Annotated in this window: 23 protein-coding genes and 1 pseudogene; 10 read left to right on the top strand and 14 right to left on the bottom strand. The window is 72.6% G+C overall.

What is annotated here, in order from left to right; all coding sequences use genetic code 11:
• Window positions 1-67 precede the first annotated feature (67 nt).
• The 7 genes from ACFZ8E_RS16785 to croR form a co-directional block, all read right to left on the bottom strand.
• Window positions 68-1,594, bottom strand: coding sequence for an NAD(P)/FAD-dependent oxidoreductase (locus tag ACFZ8E_RS16785; RefSeq protein WP_147729536.1), 1,527 nt, complete (start codon window positions 1,592-1,594; stop codon window positions 68-70).
• A gap of 109 nt (window positions 1,595-1,703) precedes the next feature.
• Window positions 1,704-2,903, bottom strand: a complete 1,200-nt coding sequence (locus ACFZ8E_RS16780; protein WP_147858439.1) for an ABC transporter permease — start codon at window positions 2,901-2,903, stop codon at window positions 1,704-1,706.
• Window positions 2,900-3,865, bottom strand: coding sequence for an ABC transporter ATP-binding protein (locus ACFZ8E_RS16775; RefSeq protein ID WP_405043298.1), 966 nt, complete (start codon window positions 3,863-3,865; stop codon window positions 2,900-2,902). Before ACFZ8E_RS16775 ends, ACFZ8E_RS16780 begins: the two co-directional genes overlap by 4 nt.
• Window positions 3,866-3,873: 8 nt before the next feature.
• Window positions 3,874-4,314, bottom strand: coding sequence for a DUF2141 domain-containing protein (locus tag ACFZ8E_RS16770; protein ID WP_405044398.1), 441 nt, complete (start codon window positions 4,312-4,314; stop codon window positions 3,874-3,876).
• A 38-nt stretch (window positions 4,315-4,352) separates the two neighbouring features.
• The gene (locus tag ACFZ8E_RS16765; protein ID WP_405043297.1) at window positions 4,353-5,930 is read right to left on the bottom strand and encodes a phytoene desaturase family protein; all 1,578 of its coding nucleotides are present in this window, start codon (window positions 5,928-5,930) and stop codon (window positions 4,353-4,355) included.
• Between the two features lie 85 nt (window positions 5,931-6,015).
• Window positions 6,016-6,795, bottom strand: coding sequence for a TrmH family RNA methyltransferase (locus ACFZ8E_RS16760; RefSeq protein WP_405044397.1), 780 nt, complete (start codon window positions 6,793-6,795; stop codon window positions 6,016-6,018).
• 108 nt (window positions 6,796-6,903) lie between these two features.
• Window positions 6,904-7,380 (bottom strand): 3-hydroxybutyryl-CoA dehydratase, encoded by a 477-nt coding sequence (gene croR / locus ACFZ8E_RS16755; RefSeq protein ID WP_147727936.1) that lies wholly within the window; start codon window positions 7,378-7,380, stop codon window positions 6,904-6,906.
• A gap of 163 nt (window positions 7,381-7,543) precedes the next feature.
• Here croR and ACFZ8E_RS16750 point away from each other — a divergent pair, with 163 nt between their 5' ends.
• The 3 genes from ACFZ8E_RS16750 (at window position 7,544) to ACFZ8E_RS16740 (ending at window position 9,325) form a co-directional block, all read left to right on the top strand.
• Window positions 7,544-8,152, top strand: coding sequence for a cation transporter (locus ACFZ8E_RS16750; protein WP_405043296.1), 609 nt, complete (start codon window positions 7,544-7,546; stop codon window positions 8,150-8,152).
• Window positions 8,149-8,994, top strand: a complete 846-nt coding sequence (locus ACFZ8E_RS16745) for a metallophosphoesterase (RefSeq protein ID WP_405043295.1) — start codon at window positions 8,149-8,151, stop codon at window positions 8,992-8,994. Before ACFZ8E_RS16750 ends, ACFZ8E_RS16745 begins: the two co-directional genes overlap by 4 nt.
• 109 nt (window positions 8,995-9,103) lie before the next feature.
• A complete protein-coding gene (locus ACFZ8E_RS16740; protein WP_243932129.1) occupies window positions 9,104-9,325 on the top strand; it encodes a hypothetical protein in 222 nt (73 codons plus the stop codon).
• A 12-nt stretch (window positions 9,326-9,337) separates the two neighbouring features.
• On the opposite strand, the gene ACFZ8E_RS16735 is transcribed toward ACFZ8E_RS16740, so the two are convergent.
• Together ACFZ8E_RS16735 and ACFZ8E_RS16730 are read right to left on the bottom strand one after the other, a co-directional pair.
• Window positions 9,338-9,589 (bottom strand): RAG2 PHD domain containing protein, encoded by a 252-nt coding sequence (locus ACFZ8E_RS16735; RefSeq protein ID WP_147727940.1) that lies wholly within the window; start codon window positions 9,587-9,589, stop codon window positions 9,338-9,340.
• Window positions 9,590-9,708: 119 nt separating this feature from the next.
• The gene (locus ACFZ8E_RS16730) at window positions 9,709-10,086 is read right to left on the bottom strand and encodes a 4a-hydroxytetrahydrobiopterin dehydratase (protein ID WP_147842313.1); all 378 of its coding nucleotides are present in this window, start codon (window positions 10,084-10,086) and stop codon (window positions 9,709-9,711) included.
• Between the two features lie 196 nt (window positions 10,087-10,282).
• Here ACFZ8E_RS16730 and ACFZ8E_RS16725 point away from each other — a divergent pair, with 196 nt between their 5' ends.
• The 3 genes from ACFZ8E_RS16725 to ACFZ8E_RS16715 are packed head-to-tail and all read left to right on the top strand — an operon-like array spanning window position 10,283 to window position 12,790.
• Window positions 10,283-11,263 carry an ABC transporter substrate-binding protein gene (locus tag ACFZ8E_RS16725; RefSeq protein WP_405043294.1) on the top strand — a complete coding sequence of 327 codons (981 nt, stop codon included), beginning with the start codon at window positions 10,283-10,285 and terminating at the stop codon, window positions 11,261-11,263.
• A 50-nt stretch (window positions 11,264-11,313) separates the two neighbouring features.
• Window positions 11,314-12,024: an ABC transporter permease gene (locus tag ACFZ8E_RS16720; protein WP_147727945.1), complete on the top strand. Its 711-nt coding sequence runs from the start codon at window positions 11,314-11,316 to the stop codon at window positions 12,022-12,024.
• Window position 12,025: 1 nt separating this feature from the next.
• Window positions 12,026-12,790 carry an ABC transporter ATP-binding protein gene (locus tag ACFZ8E_RS16715; protein WP_147842312.1) on the top strand — a complete coding sequence of 255 codons (765 nt, stop codon included), beginning with the start codon at window positions 12,026-12,028 and terminating at the stop codon, window positions 12,788-12,790.
• Between the two features lie 26 nt (window positions 12,791-12,816).
• Here ACFZ8E_RS16715 and ACFZ8E_RS16710 read toward each other — a convergent pair whose 3' ends face one another.
• Both ACFZ8E_RS16710 and ACFZ8E_RS16705 read right to left on the bottom strand, forming a co-directional pair.
• The gene (locus ACFZ8E_RS16710) at window positions 12,817-14,706 is read right to left on the bottom strand and encodes a hypothetical protein (RefSeq protein WP_243937515.1); all 1,890 of its coding nucleotides are present in this window, start codon (window positions 14,704-14,706) and stop codon (window positions 12,817-12,819) included.
• A gap of 201 nt (window positions 14,707-14,907) precedes the next feature.
• Entirely contained in the window at window positions 14,908-15,234 is a 327-nt protein-coding gene (locus ACFZ8E_RS16705) for an iron-sulfur cluster assembly accessory protein (RefSeq protein WP_147728759.1), read from the bottom strand.
• Window positions 15,235-15,397: 163 nt separating this feature from the next.
• Here ACFZ8E_RS16705 and ACFZ8E_RS16700 point away from each other — a divergent pair, with 163 nt between their 5' ends.
• Complete coding sequence (locus ACFZ8E_RS16700; RefSeq protein ID WP_405043293.1) at window positions 15,398-16,645, top strand: deoxyguanosinetriphosphate triphosphohydrolase; 1,248 nt, start codon at window positions 15,398-15,400, stop codon at window positions 16,643-16,645.
• A gap of 76 nt (window positions 16,646-16,721) precedes the next feature.
• Here ACFZ8E_RS16700 and ACFZ8E_RS16695 read toward each other — a convergent pair whose 3' ends face one another.
• On the bottom strand, window positions 16,722-17,156 hold the full coding sequence (locus ACFZ8E_RS16695) for a hypothetical protein (protein WP_405043292.1): 435 nt from the start codon (window positions 17,154-17,156) through the stop codon (window positions 16,722-16,724).
• A 293-nt stretch (window positions 17,157-17,449) separates the two neighbouring features.
• On the opposite strand from ACFZ8E_RS16695, the gene ACFZ8E_RS16690 reads away from it, so the two are divergent.
• On the top strand, window positions 17,450-18,625 hold the full coding sequence (locus tag ACFZ8E_RS16690) for an MFS transporter (RefSeq protein ID WP_243937520.1): 1,176 nt from the start codon (window positions 17,450-17,452) through the stop codon (window positions 18,623-18,625).
• A 389-nt stretch (window positions 18,626-19,014) separates the two neighbouring features.
• Here ACFZ8E_RS16690 and ACFZ8E_RS16685 read toward each other — a convergent pair whose 3' ends face one another.
• On the bottom strand, window positions 19,015-23,865 hold the full coding sequence (locus ACFZ8E_RS16685; protein WP_405043291.1) for an NAD-glutamate dehydrogenase: 4,851 nt from the start codon (window positions 23,863-23,865) through the stop codon (window positions 19,015-19,017).
• 336 nt (window positions 23,866-24,201) lie between these two features.
• Between ACFZ8E_RS16685 and ACFZ8E_RS16680 the strand changes: the two genes are divergently transcribed.
• Complete coding sequence (locus ACFZ8E_RS16680) at window positions 24,202-24,408, top strand: hypothetical protein (protein WP_147729034.1); 207 nt, start codon at window positions 24,202-24,204, stop codon at window positions 24,406-24,408.
• Between the two features lie 88 nt (window positions 24,409-24,496).
• Window positions 24,497-25,026, top strand: a pseudogene (locus ACFZ8E_RS16675) (GNAT family N-acetyltransferase).
• A gap of 25 nt (window positions 25,027-25,051) precedes the next feature.
• Here ACFZ8E_RS16675 and ACFZ8E_RS16670 read toward each other — a convergent pair.
• Window positions 25,052-25,972: a bestrophin family protein gene (locus tag ACFZ8E_RS16670; protein ID WP_147858431.1), complete on the bottom strand. Its 921-nt coding sequence runs from the start codon at window positions 25,970-25,972 to the stop codon at window positions 25,052-25,054.
• Window positions 25,973-26,005 lie beyond the last annotated feature (33 nt).

The raw sequence follows: 26,005 nt of genomic DNA, 5'->3' as shown, positions 1-26,005 counted from the left end.
GCGCATCGGCCATGGGTTCAATCCCGGACCGGACCGGGCGACAGGATGCCGGGTGCCGCTTCGCCGGTCACGCGGATTCGCGCAGCTGCCCGCGGGCGTCGGCGTCGTGCGCGTCGGCGGCGATCCAGCCCGACATCATCACCATCGGCATGCCCGGCCCGGGATGGGCGGCGCCGCCGGCGAGGTAGAGGTTGCGCACCTGCCGCGAGCGGTTGCCCGGCTTAAACGCGCCCATGACCTTGCCGTGGGAGGCCAGCCCGTAGATCGCGCCGTTGAGCACGTGGTAGCGCTCGTGGATGTCCTGCGGCGTGAGGTGGCGCTCGACGACGATGCGCTCCTCGAGGTCGGGCATGCCGGCCGTGCGCTTGAGCTTGTCGAGGATCACCTGCCGGTAGGCCGGGAACATCGTCTTCCAGTCGTGGTGCGGGCGCAGGTACGGCGTGTGGACCAAGACGTAGAGCGCCTCGCCGCCCTCGGGCGCCACCGACGGATCGGTGGAGGAGGGCGCCGCGAGGTAGGCGGTCGGGTCCGGGGCCGGCTCGCCCTTGCGGTAGATCCAGTCGAACTCCTCCTCGGGGTCCTTGGAGAAGACGAAGTCGTGGTGGTTCAGGTGCTCGTAGCGCTTGTTCAGGCCGAGGTAGAGCACCACGCCGGAGCAGGCCGGCTCGGGGTTCTTCTTCGCGTAGGCCTTGCCGGCGTCGCCGCCGACCAGTTCCTTATAGGTCCGCACCGAATCCATGTTCGAGATCACCGCGTCGTAGGCGGTGGTGCCGGACTTGGTCCGCACGCCCTTCACCGCGCCGGCCGAGACGTCGAGGCCCAACACCTCCTCGCCCGGCTTCAGCGTCGCGCCGAGCTCGGTCGCGAGCTTGGCCAGCGCCTCGGCGACGGCCCGTGTGCCGCCCATCGGGTACCAGACCCCCTCCGCCGTCTGCATGTGCGCGATGGCGCAGAGCACCGCCGGCGCGCCGTAGGGCGAGGAGCCGACATACTGCACGAAGTGGTCGAGCATCTGCGCCAGGCGAGCATCCTTCACCTTGCCGCGGATCGTGCTCGCCACCGAGGCGTGCATCCGCAGCGCGAGCACGTCGCGCAGGGTCCCGGGGTTGAGGTTCGCGCGGACGTTGATCGTGTCGAACAGGTCCTCCACCGGCTTCCAGAAGAAGAATTTTTCCGAGATCTGGTGCAGGTTCTCGGAAACCTCCAAGAACTTCCTGTAGCCCTCGCCGCTCCCGGCGCCCGGCGCGAAGCGATCCATGTCGGCGGCCATGCGGGCGACGTCCTGCATCAGGTCGATGCGGGTGCCGTCGTCGAAGAAGCAGCGCCACTGCGGATCGAGCCGGCGCAGGTCGAGATAGTCGTGCAGGTTGCGGCCCGCCTCGGCGAAGATGCGCTCCAGCACGCGCGGCACGGTGAGGATCGTCGGCCCCATGTCGAACCGGAAGCCGCCCTCGTGCAGCACCGCGGCCTTTCCGCCGAGCCAGTCGTTCTTGTCGTAGACCGTGACCCGGTGTCCGCGCGCCGCGCTCACGCAGGCGGCGGCCAAGCCGCCGAGCCCGCTGCCGACGACGGCGACCGTGGAATCCTGGCTCATGGCGTTCGATACTCCCGGCACGCCCGCGACGACGGCGTCCCCTCGATTGAAGCTAGGCAGAACCGATCGGCGGTCAACGCGCCACCGGGTCGCGCCGGGTCGACCATCGTCATGCCGTCCGCCGCGAAACGAGCATCAAGGCGGCCCCGAGCCCGGCCAGCCCGATCGCCGACAGCACGCCCCAGGCAGCCAAAGCCGCGGCGGCGCCGTCGCCGAGGGCGCCCTGGTAGGCCTCGATCGCCCAGGCGTTCGGCGTGAACCAGCCCGCCTGCTGCAGCCAGGGCGGCATCAGGAAGCGCGGCACCATGCTGCCGCCGACCGCCGAGAGCAGCAGCACGCCGAAGGTCGAGGCGAGGTGCGCCTGCTGGCGGGTCGCGGCGGCGGCGCAGGCGGCGAGCGCGAGCCCGGCCGCCATCGCCGAGACCAGCGCGCAGGTGACGAGGAAGGCCGGCCAGTGCGGGCCGATCTCGACGCCGTAGAGCAGGGCCGCGGCCGCGAAGATCAGCCCGGCCTGGGCGACGCCCTGCACGGTGAGGAAGGCGAACTTGCCCAGCACGATGACGCCCAGGCCGCCGGGCCCCGCCATCAGCCGGTCGGCGAGGCCGGTGGCGCGCTCCTCGGTGAGCGACATCGCCCCCTGCATCGCGGCGAACAGCAGGAACACCGCGGTGATCGCACCGGCATAGTAGCGCACGCGCTCGTTGGCGGCGCCTTCCGCGGTGCTGCGCCGCTCGACCAGCGAGGCGAAGCTGAACGGCTCCTTCTTCGCGCGCTGCTCGGCGAAGGCCTCGTCGAGGAAGGCGCGCTCGTCGGCGCCGATCTTGCCGCTGCGCTCGACATCGGCGACGACCCGCGACAGCACCACGTCGGGCAGCGCCTCGTTCAGCACCCGCTGGAGCTGGCCGAGGGCGATCGGGGTGGCGAGCGCCTTGGCCGGGCTCTCGACCAGCACCACCGGCTGCTCGGACGCCGCACCGGCCACCGGTGCTGCGAGGTCGCTGCGGATCACCAGCGCCACGTCGACGTCGCCGCGGCGCACCGTGGCGACGATTCCGGCCAAGTCGCGCTCGGGCAGGCGGGTGACGCGGAGCGACGGGTCGGCCTCCAGGGCCTTCATCAGGCGCTCGGTGGTGGCGGTGCCGGCGAGGTCGGCGAGCCCGAGATGGATGCGGATGCGGTCGCCGATCGCGCCCGAGAAGATCGCGGCGAAGATCACGAAGATGACGGTCGGCAGCACGAAGGCCATCGTCAGGGCGGCGCGGTCGCGGATCAGGCTGATCCACATCACGCGGAAGGCGGCGCCGATCATCGCGCGGCCTCGGCCAGGCGCAGGCCCGCGGGGCCGCCGTCGAGGGCGTCGAGGTAGAGCGCCTCGAGGCCGGGCGCGCGCACGCGGACCTCGTAGGCCGGCACCGCCTGCGCCCGCAGCGCGTCGAGCAGGTCCGCGCCGTCGAGCGGGCGGGCGAGGCCGGGGGCGGCGCGCCAGACCAGGGGGGTGTGCGAGGGCGCGAACCCGGCGCGGCGCAGGGCCTCGTCGGCGGCGGGGCCGGCCGGCAGGCTGAGGGCGACCTCGCGCTCGGGAATGCCGGCACGAAGCTCGGCCAGCATGTCCGCGAGCGTGCCCTCGCGGACGATGCGGCCACCGGCCATGAAGGCGGCACGGTCGGCGAGGCGCTCGGCTTCGGCGAAGTCGTGGGTGGCGATCAGGATGGCGGTGCCCTCTTCGCGCAGGCGCCCGAGCACGGCGTGGATCGCGGCGCGGGCGACGAGATCCACCCCTTGCGTCGGCTCGTCGAGCAGCACCAGGGCCGGCCGGCACATCAGGCTCGCCGCGATGTTGACCCGCCGCTGGTAGCCGCCCGAGAGCAGCCCGACCGGGCGCGCGGCCGCCTCGGCGATGTCGGTGAGCGCCATGGCCTCCGCCACGGCCATGGCGCGCTCACGCCGCCCGATGCCGGCGAGCTGCGCGAACACCCCGAGATTCTCGGCGACGGTGAGGCGCGGGTAGAGCGCGATCTCCTGCGGCACCCAGCCGATCGCCCGCCGCGCTGCGCGCACTCGGAACGGATCCTGGCCGCCGACCCGCACCGTTCCGGCCTGCGGCGCGAGGCGCCCCGCGATCAGGCGCATCAGCGAGGTCTTGCCGGCGCCGTTCGGCCCGAGCAGCGCCAGGATCTCGCCCGCGCCAAGGACGAGATCGACCGCGTCGAGCACGCGTCGATCGCGATAAGCGAGGGCGGCGCCCGCGACGCGGACGAGAGGATCCGTCACGCGGCGCCTCAGCGTCGGGGCAGGGCGCGGGCGAGGCCGACCCGCAGCGCGGTCCCGGGTTCGCGCAGGTCGAAGGCGGCCTGCGCGAAGGTCGGGCGGGCCTTGAGACCGACGCCGCCGGAGAAGCCGTAGGGCTCGATCGGCAGGCCAAGGCCGGTCCGGTCGAGCTTGCGGTTGCCGTTGACGTCCTCGAACGCCGCGACGGCGTAGCGGCCGGCCGGAACGTCGCGGAACACGACGTTCACCGTCCCGCCGCGCGCGGTCAGCTCCTGCCCGAGGCTGCAGGCCTCCTCGGACAGGCCGCCCTGGCACAGGGCGACGGACACGGAGGTGCCGGGGTCGGCCCCATCCACCACCACCTCGATGGTGGCCGCCGCCGCCGGCAGGGCGACGACGACGGCCGCCGCGGCGAGCGCGAGGCGCCTCGGGGCGCGGCCGGAATGCGGAATGGGAGTCGGCGTACGGAGCGTGCGGGGCCCAGCGACGCTCACGAGGTCTCGCCGCCGGTGGCGAGCGCCGCGGTCTCGGGCACGCCGGAGGTCTCGGCGACGCGGGCGCCGGCCAGCTCCTCGATGAGCAGGCGGGCGGAGATGCGCGCGCCCTCGTAGATCACCGGCAGGCCCGAGCCCGGATGCGTGCCGCCGCCGACGAGGTAGAGCCCCGGCCCGAAGCGGTTGTGCGGGCGGAAGTACAGCATCTGCATCAGGTCGTGGGCGAGGTTGAAGGTGGCGCCCTCGTAGACCGCGAACTCGTCCCGCCACTCGACAGGATCGACGATCCGCTCGAAGCGGATGCGGCTCTCGATGTCGTCGAGACCGAGGAGCTTCAGGCGCTCCAGCACCAGGGCCCGGTAGGTCGCACGGGTGGCGGGCCAGTCGATCCCCGCCTTCAGGTTCGGCACCGGCACGAGGACGTAGAGGGCGGTATGGCCGGGGGGCGCCATGCCGCCGTCGGTGTAGCCGGCATGCTGCACGTAGACCGAGGGCTGCATCGGCAGGATGCCGTCGGTGATCTCGCGGATGTTGCGCGCGTAGTCCTCGGCCAGGAGGATGGTGTGGTGCCCAAGGGTCTCGGGCATCTTACCCTCGATGCCGAGGTACATCATGAAGGTCGAGCACGAGAGGCGCGCCTTCTCGATCTTCCGGTCGCGCCAGCGCGGGCGGTGCACTTCGGGGACGAGATCCTGGATCACCTGCGCGAAGTCGCCGTTGATCACCACCGCGTCCGCGGCGATCCGCTCTCCGTCCACGATCACGCCGTCGGCGCGCTTGCCGTCGAAGGTGACGCGCTCGACCGAGGTCCCGAGCCGGATGTCGACGCCCATGCGTCGGCAGAGGCCGGCCATCGCCTCCGAGATCGCGCCGCACCCGCCGACCGGGTGGTAGACCCCGTGCTCGTATTCGAGGAACGACAGGATCGTGAACAGGCTCGGGCAGCGGAACGGCGACATGCCGAGGTACTTGGTCTGGAACGCGAAGGCGAGGCGGACCCGCGGATCCTTGAAGTAGCGCTGCAGGTCGCGGTCGACACTGCGGCCGGGATGCAGGTGGGGCAGCGCCCGCAGCATCCCCGGGCTCGCCATGCTGCGGAGGGTGTGGAACGCCTGCTCCAGCACCGGCTTGAAGAACTTCAGCTTGACCCGGTTGTCGGCGAAGAACTGCTTGACGTTCTTGGCGTCGTCGGGCGCGATGCAGGCGATCTCGGCTTCGAGGCGGTCCATGTCGCCGGTGGCGCGGATCTCGCCGCCGGCCTCGAACACGAGGTGGTACTGCGGATCGAGCCGCTCGAGCTTGACGTGATCCTCCAGCCGCTCGCCGCAACTGTCGAAGATGTCGGCCAGGATCTGTGGATAAAGGAAGAAGGTCGGGCCGATGTCGAACTTGTAGCCGCCGGGGGCCTCGACCGTCTTGGTGCGGCCGCCGACCTGCTGGTCCTTCTCGATCAGCGTGACCTGAAGGCCGGCGCGCGCCAGCAGCAGGGCCGTGGCGAGGCCGCCCGGCCCGGCACCGACGACGACGACCCGGCGCCCGGACAATGTCCGCAGGCCCTCCCGTGACTGAAGCAACGCGCCCGACTCCCAGACCAGAACCACCCGGCGGACGACCGGCTCCCGCCCGGTCCACCTGCTGTCAAGCTAGCTCGCCGCGGGGTCAAGGCAATGGGTGCGCATTGTCGCGCGCATCGCGACCCCCGCCGGAGAGGCGATGCAGGGCGATCGCCCCGGCTGTGGCGACGTTGAGCGAGTCGAAGCCCGCCGCCATCGCGATGCGCAGGCCGCGCATCCGCGCCAGCACGTCGGCCGGCAACCCGGGGCCTTCCGTGCCGAGCAGCAGCAGCGTGCGGGCCGGCGCCGTCAGATCGGCGACGTCCTCTCGCCCGGACGGGCTGAGCGCCAGCGGCTCGAGGGCGAGGGCGCGGGCGGTCGTGAGCCAGTCGGCGCCGGGATCCAAGCGCGCGAAGGGCACGGTCAGGGCGGCGCCGGCCGAGACGCGGATCGCCTTGCGGTAGAGCGGATCGCAGGTGCCGGCGTCGAGCAGCACCGCGTCGGCACCGAAGGCCGCGGCGTTGCGGAACAGGCCGCCGACGTTGTCGTGGTTGGTCAAGCCGGCCAGGCCGACGACCAGCGCCGGGGCGGGCGCCGGCGGGACGACCGCGTCCGCACGCGCGCCGTCGCCGCGGATGCCGACGGCGAGCACGCCGCGATGGATCTGGAACCCGGCCACCGCGCTCATCACCGCGCGGTCGGCGACGAAGACCGGCGGCGTGCCGGGGCCGGCCTCGATCGCGGCTGCGAGGCCGGCGACGCGCTCGGGCAGCAACAGGATCGATTCGGTGCGGAAGCGGGCCTGCGGCGACAGCATCAGCCGCAGCGTGACCTCGCCTTCGACGATGAAGCGACCGGCCCGCCCGACGAGGTCACGCTCGCGCATCGCCGCATAGGGGGCGAGGCGCGGATCGGCCGGATCGGTGATCGGGATCGGCTGCACGGACCGCGCGTCGGCGCACATGCGGTCGGCGGCCCTAGGGTCCGGCTCCGCTCACGCCGGCGGGCGGCCGCCCATGCGGATCGCCAGCGGGTCGGCCTCGGCCTTGGTCGGCACCTTCACCAGGGCCTCGCCGTCGAGCACGACTTCGCCGGCCACCGAGCAGGTGCACTTGAGGCGGGCGCGGCGCCGCTCGGGCACGAGCTCGGCCACCTCGACGGTCACGTCGACGGTGTCGCCGATGCGCACGGGCGCGCGGAAGTTCAGGGTCTGGCTGATGTAGACCGCGCCGGGGCCGGGGAGGCGGGTGCCGAGCACCGCCGAGATCAGCCCGGCGGTGTAGAGGCCGTGGGCGATGCGGGTGCCGAAGGGCGTGCGCGCCGCGAAGTGCTCGGACAGGTGGATCGGGTTGCGGTCGCCGGTGATCTCGGCGAAGCCGATCACGTCGGAGGAGGCGATCGTCTTCGACAGGGTCTCCGAGAGCCCGACTTCGAGGTCCTCGAAGTAGAGAACGCGCAATTCGGGCAACATCTGAGACTCCTCGTTCCGGCCGCACGGATTCGGTCCGGCCGCGGCCCCGCCTCGCACAGGTCGGGCGCCGAATCCAGCCGGGCGAAACGCCGAGGCCGGGTCGACAGCCCGCGCGCGGTGGGCGAAGAGGCGGCCCGGCCCGTCAACGGACACCGTCGCCCGCGTGGACTCCACCGCCTCCCCCCCGCTCCGCCCCGTCGTCGCGCGCGTCGCGGGGCTGAACCTCGGCTACTTCGGCATCGAGATCGCGGTCGCCCTGGCGATCGGCTCGGTGGCGTTGATCGCCGACAGCCTCGACTTCCTCGAGGACGCGGCGATCAACCTGCTCATCTTCGCCGGCCTCAGCTGGAGCGCAGTCAACCGCGCCCGCCTCGGCACGCTGATGGCCGGCATCCTGATGGTGCCGGCGCTCGCGACCGCCTACGCGGCCTACGAGAAGTTTTCGGACCTGAGCGCGCCGGCGCCGCTTCCGTTGACGCTCACCGGCCTCGGCGCGCTCGCCGTCAACCTGACCTGCGCCCTGATGCTGTCGCGCCATCGCGACGGCGCCGGCAGCCTGACGCGGGCGGCCTGGCTGTCGGCCCGCAACGACGCCTACGCCAACCTGGCGATCATCGCGGCCGGGCTCGCCACCGCGCTGCAGCCCTCGCCCTGGCCCGACCTGATCGCCGCGGCCGGGATCGCCATCCTCAACGCGGACTCGGCCGGCGACATCCTTCGCGCGGCCTCCGCCGAGCGCCGCGCCGTGCACGAAGCAGGACCGCCCCCGTGAGGATCTTCCCGATCTCCGACCTCCATCTCGAGCGCCGCCGCCTCGATCTCATCGCCGCACCGAGCGGGGCGTTCGACGTGATGGTCTGCGCCGGCGATCTGTACGAGGGCCACCCCGAGCGCGGGCTCGCCGCCGTGCTGGCGCTGGCCGGCGGCCGACCGGTGGTGCTCGTGCCGGGCAACCACGAGCACTATGCGCCGACCGGCGACGCGCGAACCGCCCCCGAGCTCCTCGCCGCACTGACAGGGGAGGTCGAGCGCCTGAATGGCGCCGGTGCCCGGATCCACCTGCTGCAGCACGGCGCCACGTGCGTCCTCGATGGGGTCCGCTTCGTCGGCGCGACCCTGTGGAGCGACTGGTCCCTGGCCGGGCGCTGGCTCGCGGCGGACGCGCCCGACCGGCCGGCCGACCCGGTGAGCTACGCGGCCGAGCGGATGACCGACCCGATCACCGGTTCGCGAGAGTACCGCGGCTCGATCCGCAAGGCCGACGGCACCGCCTGGCTTCCCGCCGACGCGATGGCGGCCCACGCCTCCGAGCGCCGCCGGCTGCTGGCGGCCCTGGCGCAGCCGTTCGACGGGCCGACGGTGACGGTGACGCACCATCCCCCGAGCCCGCGTGCGGCCGACGCCTTCCGCGACGCCCCGGGGGTGCCGTGGTGGGTGCCGGCCTTCTACGCGACCACGGTGCTCGACGAGCTCGACGACGCCGCGCGGCCCGTCCTGTGGGTGTCCGGCCATTTCCATGCCGGGCACGACATGACGATCGGACGCTGCCGCTGGGTGGCGAACCCGGTCGAGGGCGCGACCTACGCGGCCGACCGCGTCGTCGCCGTGGCGTGAAGCTCGGCTTGGTCGACGCAAGGCGACGCCGCCGCGCCGCCCGGCGCGAAACCTCCTGCGCGGCTCGTGCGTAGGGCTGCCACGTCCTTCCCGCGGGAGAGCCCTTGCCGTGAACACCTTCCTCGCCGTCGTCCTCGTCTGCGCCAACGCGATCGCGCAGGAAGCCTGCACCGACGACAAGGCCCTGGAGGTGCGCAAGGTCCGCGTCGCGAACGAGCTCGGCTGCACCAACGGCTGGCAGGAGATCATCGCCCGCACGGACCTGCGCGAGGAGATCGGCAAGACCTCCTACCTCAAGACCGAGTGCCGCCGGGTGAAGAGCCCGCAGTGACCGCGGGGCGCCTCAGCATCCGGCCTTGAAGGCGATGGGGCCGGTGGCGAAGCGGATCTCGCCGCGCCCGTTCCGGATCTCGCCCCCGGCGTAATGCAGCGCGTCGTCGCGGTTGCGGAACAGGCCGCCGGCGATCCCGTGGCTCTCCAGCGCGACCCAGCAGCCGCCGGCATCCTGCCCGATGGTGAAGCTGAGAGCGGGCGCGTCCGGGATGGCGGGCGGGCGGCCGGCGACGGCGGCGAGGGCGGATCGAAGGTTCGGCATGGTCTCACGCGGGGCTGGCGCGGCCCCTTGCCGGAACCGCACCGCCAAGATCGAGCCGCCCACGTAAGGAATCGAGCGTCACCGCCGCGCGATGCCATGAGCGTGTCGTGAGGATCGGCCTACTTCTCGTACTTGACGTAGGCGAAGCGTGCGTCCGTCGGCGTCCCTTCCAGGCCCTGGCCCTCGAGGCCCGGCTGCCAGGAGACGACCTCCTCGATCTTTCGCGCCAGCGCGAAGTCCTTGTCGGTGATGCCCTTGGCGGCATGGTTCATCAGCCGCACCTCGACCCAGGCGTAGGAAGCGGTCAGGTCGGGGTGGTGCCATGCGGCCTCGGCGAGGTGGCCGACGGTATTGATCACCATCAGCGTGCTCTTCCAGCTCGCGGTCTTGTAGGTGCGGCGAATCCACCCGTCCTCGTAGCGCCAGGCCGGGATCTCGGCGGCGATCCGAGCGGCGATGGTCTCGTCGTCCAGGGCGCCTTCGCGTGGCTCGGCCATGATCTCTCTTCCGATGTCGGTTGTCCCCTTCGAGCCTGCCCCGGCCACCGCTCCCGCGCAAGGCGGTTGTGGACGGGCCGCGTGCTGCGCCCTATGACCTTTCGGCAACGGCACCCTCGGCGTCGGAGCCTCACCGCTCCGGCCGGGGCGGGCCCAAGGCCGAACCGGCCGGCAAGACCTCCAGGGAGAAGGCGCCATGCTGTCACGGCGCGGATTGCTCGCCGCCGCGCTCGCCGGCCTGCCGGTGCTGTCGCATCCGGCGCTGGCGGCCCCGAGCGTGCGCCTCGGCAGCCTGCCGTTCGGCACGGTCGCGTGGGAAGCCGCGGTGATCAAGGCGCGCGGTCTCGACGCCGCCAACGGCTTCACCCTCGACCTCGTCAAGCTCGCCGGCAACGACGCGGCACGGATTGCGTTCATGGGCGGCCAGGTCGACGTGATCGTCGGGGACCTGCTCTGGGCGGCCCGCCTCGGCAACGAGGGCCGGGCGATGCGCTACGTTCCGGCCTCGACCTCCGAGGGCGCCGTGATGGTGCCCGCCGCGAGCCCGGTGAAGACCCTCAAGGATCTCGAAGGCAAGCGCCTCGGCGTCGGCGGCGGGCCGCTCGACAAGAACTGGCTGCTGCTCAAGGCCCAGGCGCAGGATGCGGCCGGCTTCGACATCGAGGCCAAGGCCGAGATCGCCTACGGCGCACCGCCCCTGATCGCTTTGAAGCTCGAGCAGGGGTCGCTCGATGCCGCGCTCACCTACTGGACCTACTGCGCACGCCTCGAGGCCAAGGGCTTCCGCCGGCTGATCGGCGCCGACGACATGATGCGCGCGCTCGGCGCGAAGGGCGTGTTCGCGCTGATCGGATACCTGTTCGAGGCGCAGACCGTCGCCGAGAAGCCCGAGGCGATGGCCGGGTTCGTGCGCGCGGTGCGCGCGGCCAAGGACATGCTCGCGGCCGACCCCTCCGCCTGGGACATTGTGCGCCCGCTGATGGCCGCCGACGACGACGCCATCTTCGAGGCCCTGAAGCGGGAATACCTCGCCGGCATCCCGCGCCGCCCGCTGGCCGAGGAGCGCAGCGACGGCGAGCGGTTGTTCTCGGTGATGTCGCGGCTCGGGGGCGAACGCCTCGTCGGCACCGGCACCGGCCTGCCGCCGGGCCTGTACTACGACGGGAAGACCGGTTGATCCGCGCAAGCGCCTCGAACCGCCGCGCCATCCTCACCCGTCTCGGCTCGATGCTGGTGCTGCTCGCCGCGTGGCAGGCTGCGGCACAAGCCGCGGGCTCGCGGATGCTGCCGACGCCGCTCACCGTGGCGGCCTTCATCGGCCGGGAATCGGCGCGCGGCGACCTGTGGACCAATGTCGGGATCACGCTGGCGCGGGTCGGCGTCTCGTTCGTGCTCGCGATGGTGCTCGGCGTGCTGCTCGGCGTCGCGCTCGGCCGCTCCAAGCGCCTGAACACCCTGCTCGACACGCCGCTGCTGGCGATGCTGAACACGCCCGCCCTGGTGATCACGGTGCTGGCCTACGTCTGGGTCGGCTTGAACGAGTCGGCCGCGATCCTGGCCGTGGTGCTGAACAAGCTGCCCAACGTCGCGGTCATCCTGCGGGAGGGCGCGCGCGACCTCGACCCAGGCCTTGAGGAGATGGCGCGGACCTACCGGTTCGACCGGCGCTCCTGGGTCGCCCACGTCCTGGTGCCGCAGCTGCAGCCCTACGTGGTGGCTGCGGCGCGCTCCGGCCTGTCGCTGGCCTGGAAGATCGTGCTGGTGATCGAGCTGCTCGGCCGCCCCAACGGCGTCGGCTTCGCGATCAACTACTACTTCGTCCAGAGCACCGACGTCGCCGCGATCCTCGGCTACAGCATCGTGTTCATGAGCGTGATGATCGCCATCGACATCCTCCTCCTGCAGCGGCTCGAAGCGCATGTCCGCCGCTGGCGATAAGATGTCCGCCGCCGTTGACGAGATGTCGGGTTCCGACGCGGTCCTCACGGTCGCGATCGCGCGAAAGGTCTACCATCCGGCCTCGGCCGAGCCGGTGGAGGCGGTGCGCGATCTCGCCTTCGCGATCCGGCCGGGCGAGATCGCCTGCCTGATCGGGCCCTCGGGGGCCGGCAAGACCACGACGCTGCGGATCCTGCTCGGGCTCGACGCCGATTACGACGGCTCCATCGTGCCGGATCCGCGCGCCTCGGAGACCGGACCGGGCATGGTCTTCCAGGAGCCGCGCCTGCTGCCGTGGCGGACGGTGGAGCAGAACGTGCGCCTCGCGATGCCGCGGCCGCAGCGCGGGCGCGACCTCGACGGGCTGTTCGCGCATCTCGGGCTCGCCCCCTGGCGCGGCCGCTATCCGGGCGCGCTGTCGCTGGGGATGCAGCGCCGCGTGGCGCTGGCCCGCGCGCTCGCCAACGACCCGCGGCTCCTGGTGCTCGACGAGCCGTTCGTGTCGCTCGACGACGCGGCCGCCGCCTCGCTGCGCGGCCTCGTGGTCGACACCGTCGACCGGCTCGGCATGAGCGTGCTGATGGTGACCCACAACGTCGCCGAGGCGATCGCCGTCGCCGACCGGCTGCTGCTGCTCTCCCCGCGCCCGGCGAGCCTCGTCGCCACCATCCCGCTCGACCGGCCGCGGCCGCAGCGGGACCGCGCCTGGGCGGATGCGACGCGACAGGACTTGGCGCAGCGCTTCCCCGGCGTCATCGCGGAATAGCGTTCCTTCGAGCGGAAGGGCCGGCCTCACTCCACCTTGGCGTCGACGTCGAGCTTGTCGAGCACCGCACCCGGCGTGCGGGCCAGGCCGAAATCGGCGAAGCCGAGGCCGGCGGCGTTCTTTGCCTTCGCGGTCATCGTCAGGCGGCCGGGCTTCGTCACGAACTGGCCCAGCGCCGCGCCGATCGCCCGGGCGGCGGGCGAGTTCCCGAGCATCGCCGGCACGCCGAACTGGGTCGCGGCCACGTATTCCTGGCGCAGCTCCTCCGGCTTCAGGCTGAGGGCCTTCGCCTGGGCCGCGAGGAAGCGCTCGAACAGGCCGGTATTCTGGATCGTCAGGTCGAGGGCCTTGGCGGTCGCCGTCAGCATCAGCAGGCTCGCCGCCGGGATGTGCGAGGCGAACAGCTCCGGCCCGAGGCCGCCGATCGTCCCGGCGAGCCGCAGCGAGCCGATGTCGCGGCCCGACAGCGTCATCTCGCGCACCGCGACCTCGCGCTTGGCCTCGTCCCAGGCGGAATCGACCACGAGGTTGAGATCGAGATCGGCATAGCCGTAATCCGGCAGCGCGCCGAGCACCGGCATGCCGGCGACCATCGCCGCGGGGAACGTCAGGCCCGAAAGATCGAGGCGGCTCGCGGTCGGCACCCCGTCGCGCAGCGGCCCGAAGGTCAGGGCGCCGCTGCGCAGGGCGAGGTGGACCGGTGCCGCACCGGGGGCGGCGGGCGTGGCGAGGGGATCGCCGGACTTGGCGGTGGCCGGAGGCCTGGATGCGGTCCGGCCGGGCTCCTTGCCGACCGGGGCCGGGGCGCCCGGCATGTCGAGGCTCAGGTCCTGCAGCGCCAGGCCGCCGACCGCGGGGGTGAGGCGGCGCAGCTCCTCGTCGGTGACGGCGGTGTCCGGGTTGGCGAGGCGGCGCAGGGTCGCGATGGTCGGGGCGAGGGAGACGCCGGTGAGCGCCACACGCGCGAGCCGGGCCTTGAGGCCGCCCTGCGCGAACGCGATCGCCTCCAGGGTCGTGCCGCTCTCGGCGCCGGTGCCGCCGTGAGCCAGGCGCCCGACCTCGACCAGCATCGGCTCGCCGGCGCCGGTCCGGCTGATGGCGAGGCCGCGCAGCTCGAGGCTGCCGAACGCGACGGCGTCGGCCAGGTCGGCGGCGGTTCCCGCGAGCTTGCCGCGCTCGGCCGCCGTCATCTCCGGGTCGACGGCCTCGAGCCCGCGGGCGAGCCCGGCCATCGCGCCGTTCCAGCCGCCGGGGACCTGGCGTCCGCCGAAATCGCGGCCCTCGAGCCCGGCGATCCGAATCGTGACGCCCGAGGCTTCCGTGTAGGTCACGTCCGAGGCCTGGATCGCGGCGTAGATCCGCTGGACCGGCCCCTTGCCGTCGCCGGATTCCGACGAGAGCCGGACGAGCGCGGCGAGGTCGAGATCGCTGGCGACGATGCGGCCGTAGGTGCCCGACCCCGGGTGCGCGCCGGTGACGGAGACCCCGGCGCCGGCCATGGTCAGCTCGGCGATGCGGCCGGCGCGCACGTCGCGCGCCGCGACCTCGCGATAGGTCACGGTCTGCAGCGATCCGCCCGGGCCGGGATGTTCGGAGACGAGGACCGGGATCGAGATGCTCGCCGCCTCCAGGCGTGCGAGGCGGGGCGCCCAGGGCTCGGGCGAATCCGCCTTGAGGATCGCCGTCAGGTCGTCGCGCGAGAGACGCGTGCCGCTGACCGTGATCCGCGCCGCCTTGAACACCGTGTCGCCGAGCGGCAACGCGACGTCGACCAGCACGACGTCCTGGACCGCCGAGGCCGCCTCCTGCGCCGCCGCAGGCCGGCCCGTCGTCCCGACGCCGAGGACGAGACCGGCACAGAGGCAGAGGCGGGCCGCCCGGATCAGGCTGGCGCGGACCGTTCGGTGACTGATCATCGTGTGCGGACCGCTGACGAATGTTCTATCCGAGGAGACGGCGCTGTCGTCCCGCATTTCGCCGCGCGAGGCAATCGGTGCGCCACGTCGCGACCCACGCTTGTCGGCGCCTGTCGTTCCGGCACCACGATGCCGGCGACCGCAACCAGCCCCGACACCACCCTCGGGGCCGCACGGGACAGCGCCGCGCCCCTCGAAAGATCAGAGCGAGAACGAGGTGCCGCAGCCGCAGGACGAGGTCGCCTGCGGGTTCTCGATCTTGAAGGACTGCCCGATCAGGTCGTTCACGAAATCGATCGTGGATCCGGCCATGTACTCGAGCGACACCGGGTCGACGACCACGGTGGCGCCGTCGCGCTCGATCGTGACGTCCTGCGCCTCCTGGTCGCGGGTGATGTCGAAGGCGTAGGAGAAGCCGGAGCAGCCGCCGCCGTTCACGCTGACGCGAAGCAGCGCGCCCGGGGGCTCGGCACCCATGATCTCGTTGATGCGCTTGGCGGCGCGGGGGGTCAGGGTGATCTCGGCCATCGGGAGAGCCATCGGCGCTGTTGTCGGGTCCGGGCGCGGCGGGCGATTGCCCGGCGCGTGATCGATCCAAGATATGGGGTACGACGGCGCGCCGCAACGCGTGCCGCGTCGAACTGCGAGGGAACCATGCCGGCAGCACATCACGAACCGGGCGGGAGGCCGCGTGCGCGCCAACGGTGAGCGCTGGCGCGCGGCCTACGCCACCGACCCGGGCGCGACCCGCGGACGGCTGATCCCCGAGCCGGCCTCGCCGACGCGGAGCGATTTCCAGCGCGACCGCGACCGGGTGGTGCACTCGACCGCCTTCCGCCGGCTGAAGCACAAGACCCAGGTCTTCGTGCATCACGAGGGCGACCATTACCGCACCCGGCTGACCCATACCCTCGAGGTCAGCCAGATCGCCCGGGCGCTCGCCCGCGCGCTGGGCCTCGACGAGGACCTGGCCGAGGCGCTCGCGCTCAGCCACGACCTCGGCCACACCTGCTTCGGCCATACCGGCGAGGACGCGCTCGATGCCTGCATGGCCAAGCATGGCGGCTTCGACCACAACGCGCAGGCGCTGCGCATCGTGACCCGGCTGGAGCGGCGCTACGCCGGCTTCGACGGGCTGAACCTCGCCTGGGAGACGCTGGAGGGCCTGGTCAAGCACAACGGCCCGCTGCTCGAGCCGGACGGTCGCCCGACCCCGCGCTACGCGCGCACGGGCATCGCGGCGGCGATCCTCGATTACGACGCGCTGCACCCCCTGGAACTGGCGCACCATGCCGGGCCGGAGGCGCAGGCGGCGGCGCTCGCCGACGACATCGCCTACGACAGCCACGACCTCGACGACGGCCTGCGCGCCGGATTGTTCGATCTCGCCGACCTCGAAGCGGTGCCGTTCCTGCGCGGATTGCTCGACGAGATCGCCGCCCTGCATCCCGGTCTGGAGGTGTCGCGCACCATCCACGAGCTCGCCCGGCGGGTGATCACGCGCTTCGTCGAGGACGTGATCGCGGAAAGCCGGCGCCGCCTGGACGTGCTCGCACCGCGCGACGTCGCCGCGATCCGTAGGGCGCAGGCTCCGGTGATCGCGTTCTCGGAGGAGATCGCGGCCGCCGACGCCGACATCAAGCGCTTCCTCTACGCGCGGATGTACCGCCATCCGGAGGTGATGGCGGTGCGGGCGAAGGCGAACGCCATCGTCGCGGACCTGTTCTCGGCGTTCTCGGCCGATCCGACGCGGATGCCGGTGGAATGGAGCGAGGGCTTGTCCGGCGCACCGGCCGGCCGCATCGCCCGGCGCATCGCCGATTACATCGCCGGCATGACCGACACCTACGCGGTGCTCGCCCACCGGCGGCTCTACGCGTCGACGCCCGACCTCCACTGGAGCCCGCCGAGCCGCGGATTGCCCCTGACCGAGCCGTAGGGCAGGGCGCCGCGCCGGGGCGGACGCGACGGAGGAGCCGCCAAGCGCCCGCCGTCGCGTTCGTCACTCGGCCCGATCAGTAGCCCGCGCAGGTGCAGCCGCTGCCGTAGCCGTAGGATGCGGGCGCATAGCCGCCATACCCGCCGCCGTAGGCGGGCGCGTAGCCGCCGTAGCCGTAACCACCGCCGTAGCCATATCCGCCGCCGTAGCCGTAGCTGCTGCCGTAATCGTACCCGCCGTAGCCGCCGGCCAGCGCGCCGGCGGCGAGCCCGACACCCAATCCGATCCCGGCGCCGGCGAGGCCGTAGCCGATCCCCCGGCCATAGCCGCCGCGGTAGCCGCCGTAACCGCCCCGGTATCCGGCAAGACCGCCGCGGTATCCGCCGTAGCCGCCGCTGCGGAAACCGCCATGCGCGCCGTAGCCGCCGCCGTACGGGCGCGCTTCCGCGCCAGCGGGAAGCAGGATCAGGGCGGCACCGAGGGCCGTTCCCGCCAGGATGAGGGCCTTCATCACGTCGTCTCCACCGAAACCGAGGGGCGCTTCGGCAGGATCGCCAGGCGCAACGGCCTCGATGGTAGGCGCTCCGGCACCGCCCGGCGGGCGTCAGTGTACGCACCCCGCCGGTTATCCCAGGTCGATCGCGCGATGACGCACCCGACGGTTGAGACCCGTTCGTGGAACAAGGCTGAATCCCATTGCCCGCCGGTCCGCAACCGAGGGCGATCCGCCATGTTGGGGCATACCGCACCGCACAAAAGGGATCGGCGCCCGCGCCTTCGCCCCCGTGCCAACGGAGCCCATGCATGGTCTCGCTGCCGATTCTCGCCCTCGCCGTCGCCTCCTTCGGGATCGGCACCACGGAATTCGTGATCATGGGCCTGCTGCCGGAGGTGGCGCAGAGCTTCGGCGTCACCATCCCGCAGGCCGGCTACCTGGTCTCGGGCTACGCGATGGGCGTGGTGATCGGCGCGCCGCTGGTCGCCATCGCCACCGCCGGCCTGCCGCGCAAGACCGCGCTGCTCGCGCTGATGGCGGTGTTCCTGGCCGGCAACGTCGCCTGCGCCGTCGCGCCCACCTACGCGACGCTGATGCTCGCCCGCATTGCCACCGCCTTCGCCCACGGCGCCTTCTTCGGCATCGGCGCGATCGTGGCGCGCGATCTCGTCCCGCGGGAGAAGCGGACCCAGGCGGTGTCGCTGATGTTCGCCGGGCTGACGCTGGCCAACGTGCTCGGCGTGCCGCTCGGCACCGCGCTGGGGCAGGCGGCGGGCTGGCGCGCCACCTTCTGGGCGGTGGTGGCGATCGGCGTCGCGGCGGGCCTGGCGATCCATCTGTTCGTGCCGGCCGGGCTCCCCGGCTCGCGCGGCGGGCTGGCCCGGGAGTTCCGGGCGCTCGGGCGCTGGCCGGTGCTGCGGCCGATGCTGGTCTCGACCCTGTCCTCGGTGAGCTTCTTCACGGTGTTCACCTACATCACGCCGCTCCTGATGGGGGTGACCGGGCTCAGCGCCCGCGGCGTCACCGGCGCGCTGTTCGTCGCCGGCATCGGCCTCACCGCCGGCAACCTGATCGGCGGCCGCCTCGCCGACGGGAATCTCACCGCCACGGTGATCGGCAGCTTCCTCGGCCTCATCGCCGTCCTCGCCCTGCTGGCGGGCGTCGCCCGCTTCGAGATTGCGATGCTGACGGCGCTGGTGGTCTGGAGCGGGCTCGCCTTCGCCCTGGTCTCGCCGTTGCAGATCTGGGTCGTGGAGGCGGCCAGCGACGCCCCGAACCTCGCCTCCACCCTGAACCAGGGCGCGTTCAACCTCGGCAACGCCACCGGCGCCTGGCTCGGCGGCGTCGCGCTGACCGCGGGCGTCGGCTACGGCCAGCTGCCGCTGATCGCGGCCGCGGTGTCGGCCCTCGGGCTCGGCCTCGCGCTGTCGGCGATGTCGGGGCCGACGCGCTCGGTCCTGCCGGCGCCGGTCCACCCCGGCTGATCGCGCCGCGGGGACGCTATCGCTCTGGTTGCAGGATACTGCCGCTCACGCATGCGACGACGCCGAACCGTTAATATTTGGCTACACACATGCGCCCGATGCATGCGCGAAGTGCAACCTTGTCCATTGTTGCAGCGCACCATGATCGGCATCTTCGGAGCGAACGGACGGCCCTGCGGCCGTCGCGCCCACGGAGAGCGATCCATGACCCAGCCTGCCCCGAAGCCCGGCCTGTTCTCGCAGATGCTTCGCCTCTGGCTCGAGCACAACCAGCGCATGCTCGACATGCGGATGGGCCCGTTCTGAGCCTGCGATACGAACCGCCCGGTCCCTGAAAAGCCGGTCCCGCGCATGCGCCGGGCCGGCTTTTTCATGTCCTCGATCCGGCGTCAGCTTCGTGCCAGGTCGCCGAGCAGGCTCGCGGCGACGGTGGCCTTCGAGACCGTCAGCCCCGAGGCCGCGATGGCGTCGACCGCGCTGCGGATGCGGGCCAGCGACGGGCCGCGGGCCTTGCCCCAGGCGGCGACCGCCTCCGGGCCGGCGCCGATGTCGCCGACGACCTCGGCGGTGAGCTGCCGGTGCGCGGTCGAGATGCCGGCCACCGCCCGCTCGAGCGCGACGCGGTCGAAGGTGTCGGAGACCGGCGCCGCGCGGGCGGCTTCGGCGAGCGCGTCGAGGGAGAATTCCCGCTCCAGCGCGAAGTGCGTCGCCGCGATCTCCGCGACCGGCCGCCCGCTGGTGCCGGCGACGCGGACGATGTCGGGCGCCGAGGTCAGCGCCCGCAGCGAGGCGAGGCGGAGTGCCGGCTCCGCATCCATGCCCTGCCCGACGAGGTCGGCGCGCCGCCGCTCGATCGCCGCGTTCGCCTCCGTGCCGAGGACGCCGGGGAGGGACGCGAGCACCGCGGCGATCCCGTCGCGATAGCGCGCCACCAGGGGCGCGATGCCGCCGGCGAGGTCGAGATTGCGGATGAACCAGACGATGCGGTTGACCAGCAGGTCCTGCACCTCGGCGTAGAGGCCGATCTGGGCCTGCCCGCCGATCCGCCCGGCCAGCCCGTCGATGGCCGCGTTCAGCTCCATCAGGCCGAAGGCGTCGCGGGTCACGGCGTAGGCCTTGGCGATGGTGGCGGCGTCCGCCCCGGTCTCGTCGGTGAGCCGCGTGACGAGCGAGATGCCGCCGCGGTTGACGATGATGTTCGACAACGCCGTCGCGATGATCTCGCGGCGCAGACGGTGCCCCCTCACCGCATCGGGGAAGCGCTCGCGCAGGGCCTTGGGGAAGTAGCGCTGCAGCTCGCGGTCGAAGTACGGGTCGTCCGGCACCGGGCTCGCCAGCACCGCGTCGTAGAGCGAGAGCTTGGCGTAGGCGAGCAGCACCGCGTATTCCGGCCGCGTCAGGCCCTCGCCGCGGCGCATGCGCTCGGTCAGCGTCGCGTCGTCGGGCAGATACTCGACCGCGCGGTCGAGGCGGCCTTCCGCCTCCAGCGCCTGCATCGTCCGCATCGCGAAGCCGGCCTCGCCGAGGCCGCGGTGCTGGGCGAGCGAGAGCGCCAGCGTCTGCAGCTCGTTGTTGCGCAGCACGAGGTGGGCGACCTCGTCGGTCATCGCGACGAGGAGCGCGTTGCGGGCATCCGCATCGAGGCGGCCGTCGCGCTCCGGGATCATCAGCGCGATCTTGATGTTCACCTCGACGTCCGAGGTGTTGACGCCGGCCGAGTTGTCGATCGCATCGGTGTTGAGCCGGACGCCGGCCCGCGCCGCCTCGATGCGCCCGCGCTGGGTCAGCCCGAGGTTGGCGCCTTCGCCCACCGCCTTGGCGCGGATCTCCGGGCCGGTGATGCGCACGGCGTCGTTGGCCCGGTCGCCGGCCTCCTCGTCGGTCTCGGTGGTGGCGCGGACGTAGGTGCCGATGCCGCCGAACCAGAGCAGGTCGACGGGCGCCTTGAGGATCGCCTGCATCAGCTCGGCGGGCGAGGCGGAGGCGCGCTCGAACCCGAGCACGGCCCGGATCTCGGCCGAGAGCGGGATCGCCTTGAGCGCGCGCGAGAAGACGCCGCCGCCGGCCGAGATCAGGCTTTTGTCGTAGTCGGCCCAGCTCGACCGGCCGAGGTCGAACAGGCGTTTGCGCTCGGCAAAGCTCGCCGCCATGTCGGGCGTCGGATCGAGGAAGATGTCGCGGTGGTCGAAGGCCGCCACCAGCTTCAGGGTGCGCGCGAGCAGCATGCCGTTGCCGAACACGTCGCCCGACATGTCGCCGACGCCGACCACCGTCACCGGATCAGCCTGCGTGTCGACGTCGATCTCGCGGAAGTGGCGCTTCACCGCCTCCCAGGCGCCCCGGGCGGTGATGCCCATGCCCTTGTGGTCGTAGCCCTGGCTGCCGCCGGAGGCGAAGGCGTCGCCGAGCCAGTGCCCGCGCTCCAGCGAGAGCGCGTTGGCGATGTCGGAGAAGGTCGCGGTGCCCTTGTCGGCGGCGACCACGAGGTAGGCGTCGTCGGGGTCGTGCCGCACGGTGTCGGCCGGCGGCGCGATGCCCTCGGCGACGAAGTTGTCGGTGAGCTCCAGGAGCGTGCGGATGAAGATGCGGTAGCTCTCGGTGCCCTCCGCCAGCCATGCGGCGCGATCCGAGGCCGGCGGCAGGCGCTTGGGAAAGAACCCGCCCTTGGCGCCCACCGGCACGATCACCGCGTTCTTGACCTGCTGCGCCTTCACCAACCCCAGAATTTCGGTGCGGAAATCCTCCGGCCGGTCGGACCACCGCAGGCCGCCGCGCGCGACGTAGCCGTAGCGCAGGTGCAGCCCTTCTACGCGGGGCGAATAGACGAAGATCTCGAAGAACGGCCGCGGCAGCGGCATGCCCGACACCTTGGCGCAGGCGAACTTGAAGGCGATCGTCTCGCGCAGGGTGCCGTCGGCGGCCTTCTGGAAGAAGTTGGTGCGGACCGCGGCCTCCAAGAGGTTGACGAAGCGGCGCAGGATCCGGTCCTCGTCGAGGCTGGTCACGTCGGCGAGCGCCGCCTCGATGCCCTCGCGAACCGCCGCCTCGGCGGCCCCGCGGTCGCCCCCGGCGGCCGGGTCGAACCGGGCGTGGAACAGCGCGACGAGCTGGCGGGCGATGCCGGGATGCTGGCTCAAGGTCGCGGCGAGGTAGTCCTGGCCGTAGCGCACGCGGAGCTGGCGCAGGTAGCGGCCGAGGCCGCGCAGCAGCGCCACGTCGCGCCAGGCGAGGCCGGCCTCCAGCACGAGGCGGTTGTAGCCGTCGGATTCGGCCTGGTTCGCGGCGATGGCGAGCATCGCCGCCTCCAGCGGCGCCTCGAGCGGGCCGATCTCGATGGCCGCACCGGTGGCGCGCTCCAGCAGCATGTCGTGCAGCCAGACCTTGGTGTCGCTCCCCGCCGGCAGCACGCTGTAGGTCCGCTCGTTGATCACCCGGAAGCCGAGGTTCTCCAGGCCGGGCACCCGGTCGGACAGCGGCAGCGACGCCCCGCGCGAGAACACCTTCAGGCGCACCTGCGCCGCCGGGTCGGTGTCGCGGCGGTCGATCGCGACGGCGCGCGGGCGGTCCTCGGACAGGGATTCGAGGATGGCGATGTCGGCGATGGCGACCTCGGCGGAGAAGTTCTCGCGGTAGGCCGCGGAAAAGCCCTCGCCGTAGCGGGCGGCCAGCGCCCGCGCCTCGGATCCGCCCATGGCCTCCGTGAGCGCGGCGCGCAGCGCGTCGCCCCAGGTCCGCACCAGGGCGGCGATGCCGGCCTCCAGCACCGAGGGGTCGCGCTCCGGCGCGCCGGCTTCGGAGAACCCGACGATGTAGTGGATCCGGGCCAGCGGCCCGTCGGGCAGGTCGGGATAGGTCGCCGAGAGCCGGCCGCCGTATTCCTGGGCGAGATAGGCGCCGATGCGGGCGCGCACGATCGAGTCGTAGCGGTCCTTCGGCACGTAGACGAGGAGCGAGACGAAGCGCCCGAACCGGTCGGTCCGCGACAGCACGCGGATGCGCGGCCGGTCGGCGAGGTTGGCGATGGCGAGGGTGAAGCGGAACAGCCGGTCCACGTCGATCTGGAACAGGTCGTCGCGCGGGTAGGTCTCCAGCACGGCGAGGAGCGCCCGCCCGGCATGGCTCGTCGGGTCGAGGCCGGCCTTCTCGACCACGGCCGCGACCTTGCCGCGGAGATAGGGCACCTCGCGGGCGAGCGCGGTGTAGGCCGCGGCGGTGAACAGGCCGACGATGCGGACCTCGCCGGTGAGCTTACCCGTCGCGGAGAACAGCTTGACCGCGACGTAGTCGAGATGCGCCGCGCGGTGGACGCGGGCCTTGAGGCTCGCCTTGGTGATGATCAGCGCGTGCGGCTCCTCGAGGAACGCGACGATCTCCGGCGTCATGTCCACGAGCGCCCGCCCGCGGCGCAGCACGGCGAGGCCCGGATCGCGCAGGATGCCGAGGCTTTCGGCCTCGGCCGCCCGCTCGCCGGGCAGCGCGTGCTCGCGCATGCCGAGCAGCGTGAAGTGGCCGTCGCGCAGCCATTCGAGGAAGGCGCGCGCCTCGGCGACCTCGCCCTCGGGCAGCGGCGGGGGATTGCGGCCGTAGCCCTCGGCGAGCGCGCCGAGCCGGGCCAGCATCGCGTCGTGGTCGTCGGTGACCAGGGCCACATCGCGAAAGACCTGCGCGAGGCCGGCTTCGAGGCGTTCGCGCGCCTCGCCGGCATCGAGCCGGTCGAGGTGGATGTGGATGAAGCTCTCGCGCAGCAGGGCGCCGTGGGCGTCCGCCGTGGTCTCCCCGACGACGCGGACGAGCGCCCCGTCGGCGTCCCGCTCGACGCCGAGGATCGGGTGGGCGACGAGGTGGGGCGTCAGGCCCTGCTCGGTCAGCTCCGCCAGGGTCGAGTCGAGCAGGTAGGGGCGGTTGTCGTTGACGACCTCGACGACGGTCAGCTCGCGGGTGCGCCCGGGGCCGGGCACGGCGACGTCGACGAGCCGCAGGTTCGCCGCCGAACCCGTGGCGCGCGGCACCGCAAGATGCGCACGCGCGGCGATCGCGAGGTCGGCCAGCGCCTCGGCCGGGTAGGGCGCCAGGTCCTCCGGCGGCACCCGGCCGAACAGGTCGCGGACGAAGCCGCCCGGTCCGCCGCGGCCGCCCACGATCGATGCCGCCGCCTCGATCAGGTCGGTGCGGGCGGATTTCGCCTCGCTCGTCGCCAGGGCGGTGGCCGATTCCAGCGCCGATTCGGTTTCCAGCACCATGGGCGGGGACCCTCCGGACCGGCACCGACGCCGGTCCCGCCCCGGACGTTAGGGGAGGGCCCATGGCGAGTCGATGACGCTCGCCGCTCGCAGGCCCGCGCCGGGTGACAGGCGGGCCGCGACGACCGGCGTTCCGGAAGGGGCGCCGCTGCCGTCCAGCGTTGCTTCTGCACGCACCGTACCGGTTTCCACCGGTCGCGCTCGAAAACGGGAACCCCGCCGGGACTCGCCGGTTGACGCCATATTGGAGCTGTTCTAATTAAGAACTGCAGACGGACGACGGGGCCGGTGACGGTTCCGACAGCCCGCGACAGACGCCCGAACCGGAGAAACCCGATGACCTCGACCAACGCCTCCTGCAACAGCTGCCGCTTCTTCGACGACCACAAGACCAACGGCGCCTCCGCCGTCGGCGATCAGGGCCTGTGCCGCTTCAACCCGCCGGTGAGCCAGCCGGCTCCCGAGTCCAAGGGCCTGTGGCCGGTGGTGGCCTCGCAGGATTGGTGCGGCCACTTCACCGCCGAGATGACCGCGGCCGAGTGATCCCCGCGCGATCCCGAAGGGATCGCCGAACGATCGACCGCAGGGGCCGGCGCCGTCGCGCCGGCCCCTTTTTTGCGTGAGCGGATCGATGACGCCTGACCTGCGCCCGGCCGTCGACGCCGACATCGCCGCGATCGCCCGGATCTACGCCGACGCGGTGACGAACGGCACCGCGAGCACGAGACCGAGCCGCCGACTTTGGCCGAGATGGCGCGGCGGCGGATGGCGCTCGTCGCGGACGGCTATCCCTACCTCGTCGCCGAGCGCGACGGCGCGGTCTGCGGATACGCCTATGCCGGCCCCTATCGCGCGCGCGCGGCCTATCGCTCGACGGTGGAGGATTCGGTCTACGTCGCCGAGGCCGCGCGCGGTGTCGGGATCGGCCGCGCCCTGCTGGCGGCGCTCATCGCAGCCTGCGAGGCGATCGACGCGCGGGTGATGGTGGCGGTGATCACCGATCCGGGCTCGGAGGCGTCGGTGGCGCTGCATGCGGGCCTGGGCTTCGCGCATGCCGGCGTGCTCGAGAACGTCGGCCACAAGCACGGGCGCTGGCTCGGCACGGTGCTGATGCAGCGCCGGCTCGGGCCCGGGCCGGACGCGGCCCCGTCGCGGACGTGAGCGAGACGGTCGCCGGCCCGCACGCTCAATCCAATCGGTAGCGCACCGGCTCCATCGCGGGCGGAAGCGGCTCGCCGAGGGCGTCGAGCACCGTGCGCTCGGCCGTGCGCAGCATCGCATCGAGGGGCAGGTCGTTCGCCTCCAGGCCGAAGGGCTCTTCCAGCTCGTCGCCCAGCGCATCGAGGCCGAAGAAGGTGTAGGCCACCAGCATGGTCGCGACCGGCGTCGCCCAGCCGAGCGAGGCCGACAGCCCGAACGGCAGCAACAGGCAGTAAAGCCACGCCGTGCGGTACAGCAGCAGGGTGTAGGCGAAGGGCAGGGGCGTGCCGTGGATCCGCTCGCAGGCGGTATGGATCGCCGACAGGTCCGAGACCTTGCGCTCGAGGACGCCGAACAGCACGTCGGTGAGATGCCCGTCGCGATACGCGCCCGCGAGGTCGCGGGTCAGGCCGGCGAGCACCGCATCGGTCGGGCTCGGGCAGGCGCGCAGGCGCGCGACCTCGCCCGGCGGCAGCCAGGGCGCGACGGCGGCCGCCTCGTCGAGGCCGCGCAGCCGCGCGTGCAGGCCGTGGCCGAAGCCCGCGAGCCGGCGCAGACCGGTGCGGCGGACCGCATCGTGCTCGGGGCCGGGCAGGAGGGCGACCAGGGTCCGGCTTAAGCCGCGCATCTCGACGATCAGCGCGCCCCACGCCTTCCGGGCCTCCCACCAGCGCTCGTAGCAGGCGTTGTTGCGGAAGCTGAGAAAGATCGAGAGCGCCAGCCCGATCAGGGTGAACGGGCCGATCCCGGCCGTCACCGGAAACCGTTCCGGAACGCGCTGCTCGACCGCGACCACCAGCGCGGCGAAGGCCGTCAGCCCGAGGACCTTCAGCGCCACCCGCGGCAGGATCGAGCCGCGCAGGGTGAACAGGATGGCGAAGAGGTTGGGACGGGGGCGAACGATCATGGATGGCAGGCTTAGCCGAAGCGGGTCGCTCCC

Origin of the sequence: Methylobacterium sp. HMF5984, assembly GCF_045033435.1 — a bacterium.
In the GTDB taxonomy this organism is placed as follows: domain Bacteria; phylum Pseudomonadota; class Alphaproteobacteria; order Rhizobiales; family Beijerinckiaceae; genus Methylobacterium.
The sequence above is the reverse complement of the archived record's forward strand: the minus strand, read 5'-3'. Positions and strand labels throughout refer to the sequence as shown.

Coding starts and splice junctions, on each gene's coding strand:
- ACFZ8E_RS16785 (WP_147729536.1), bottom strand. CDS start 1,594: ATGAGCCAGGATTCCACGGTCGCCGTCGTCGGCAGCGGGCTCGGCGGC.
- ACFZ8E_RS16780 (WP_147858439.1), bottom strand. CDS start 2,903: ATGATCGGCGCCGCCTTCCGCGTGATGTGGATCAGCCTGATCCGCGAC.
- ACFZ8E_RS16760 (WP_405044397.1), bottom strand. CDS start 6,795: ATGCGCGAGCGTGACCTCGTCGGGCGGGCCGGTCGCTTCATCGTCGAA.
- croR (WP_147727936.1), bottom strand. CDS start 7,380: ATGTTGCCCGAATTGCGCGTTCTCTACTTCGAGGACCTCGAAGTCGGG.
- ACFZ8E_RS16735 (WP_147727940.1), bottom strand. CDS start 9,589: ATGCCGAACCTTCGATCCGCCCTCGCCGCCGTCGCCGGCCGCCCGCCC.
- ACFZ8E_RS16730 (WP_147842313.1), bottom strand. CDS start 10,086: ATGGCCGAGCCACGCGAAGGCGCCCTGGACGACGAGACCATCGCCGCT.
- ACFZ8E_RS16725 (WP_405043294.1), top strand. CDS start 10,283: ATGCTGTCACGGCGCGGATTGCTCGCCGCCGCGCTCGCCGGCCTGCCG.
- ACFZ8E_RS16720 (WP_147727945.1), top strand. CDS start 11,314: ATGCTGGTGCTGCTCGCCGCGTGGCAGGCTGCGGCACAAGCCGCGGGC.
- ACFZ8E_RS16715 (WP_147842312.1), top strand. CDS start 12,026: ATGTCCGCCGCCGTTGACGAGATGTCGGGTTCCGACGCGGTCCTCACG.
- ACFZ8E_RS16710 (WP_243937515.1), bottom strand. CDS start 14,706: ATGATCAGTCACCGAACGGTCCGCGCCAGCCTGATCCGGGCGGCCCGC.
- ACFZ8E_RS16705 (WP_147728759.1), bottom strand. CDS start 15,234: ATGGCCGAGATCACCCTGACCCCCCGCGCCGCCAAGCGCATCAACGAG.
- ACFZ8E_RS16695 (WP_405043292.1), bottom strand. CDS start 17,156: ATGAAGGCCCTCATCCTGGCGGGAACGGCCCTCGGTGCCGCCCTGATC.
- ACFZ8E_RS16690 (WP_243937520.1), top strand. CDS start 17,450: ATGGTCTCGCTGCCGATTCTCGCCCTCGCCGTCGCCTCCTTCGGGATC.
- ACFZ8E_RS16685 (WP_405043291.1), bottom strand. CDS start 23,865: ATGGTGCTGGAAACCGAATCGGCGCTGGAATCGGCCACCGCCCTGGCG.
- ACFZ8E_RS16680 (WP_147729034.1), top strand. CDS start 24,202: ATGACCTCGACCAACGCCTCCTGCAACAGCTGCCGCTTCTTCGACGAC.
- ACFZ8E_RS16670 (WP_147858431.1), bottom strand. CDS start 25,972: ATGATCGTTCGCCCCCGTCCCAACCTCTTCGCCATCCTGTTCACCCTG.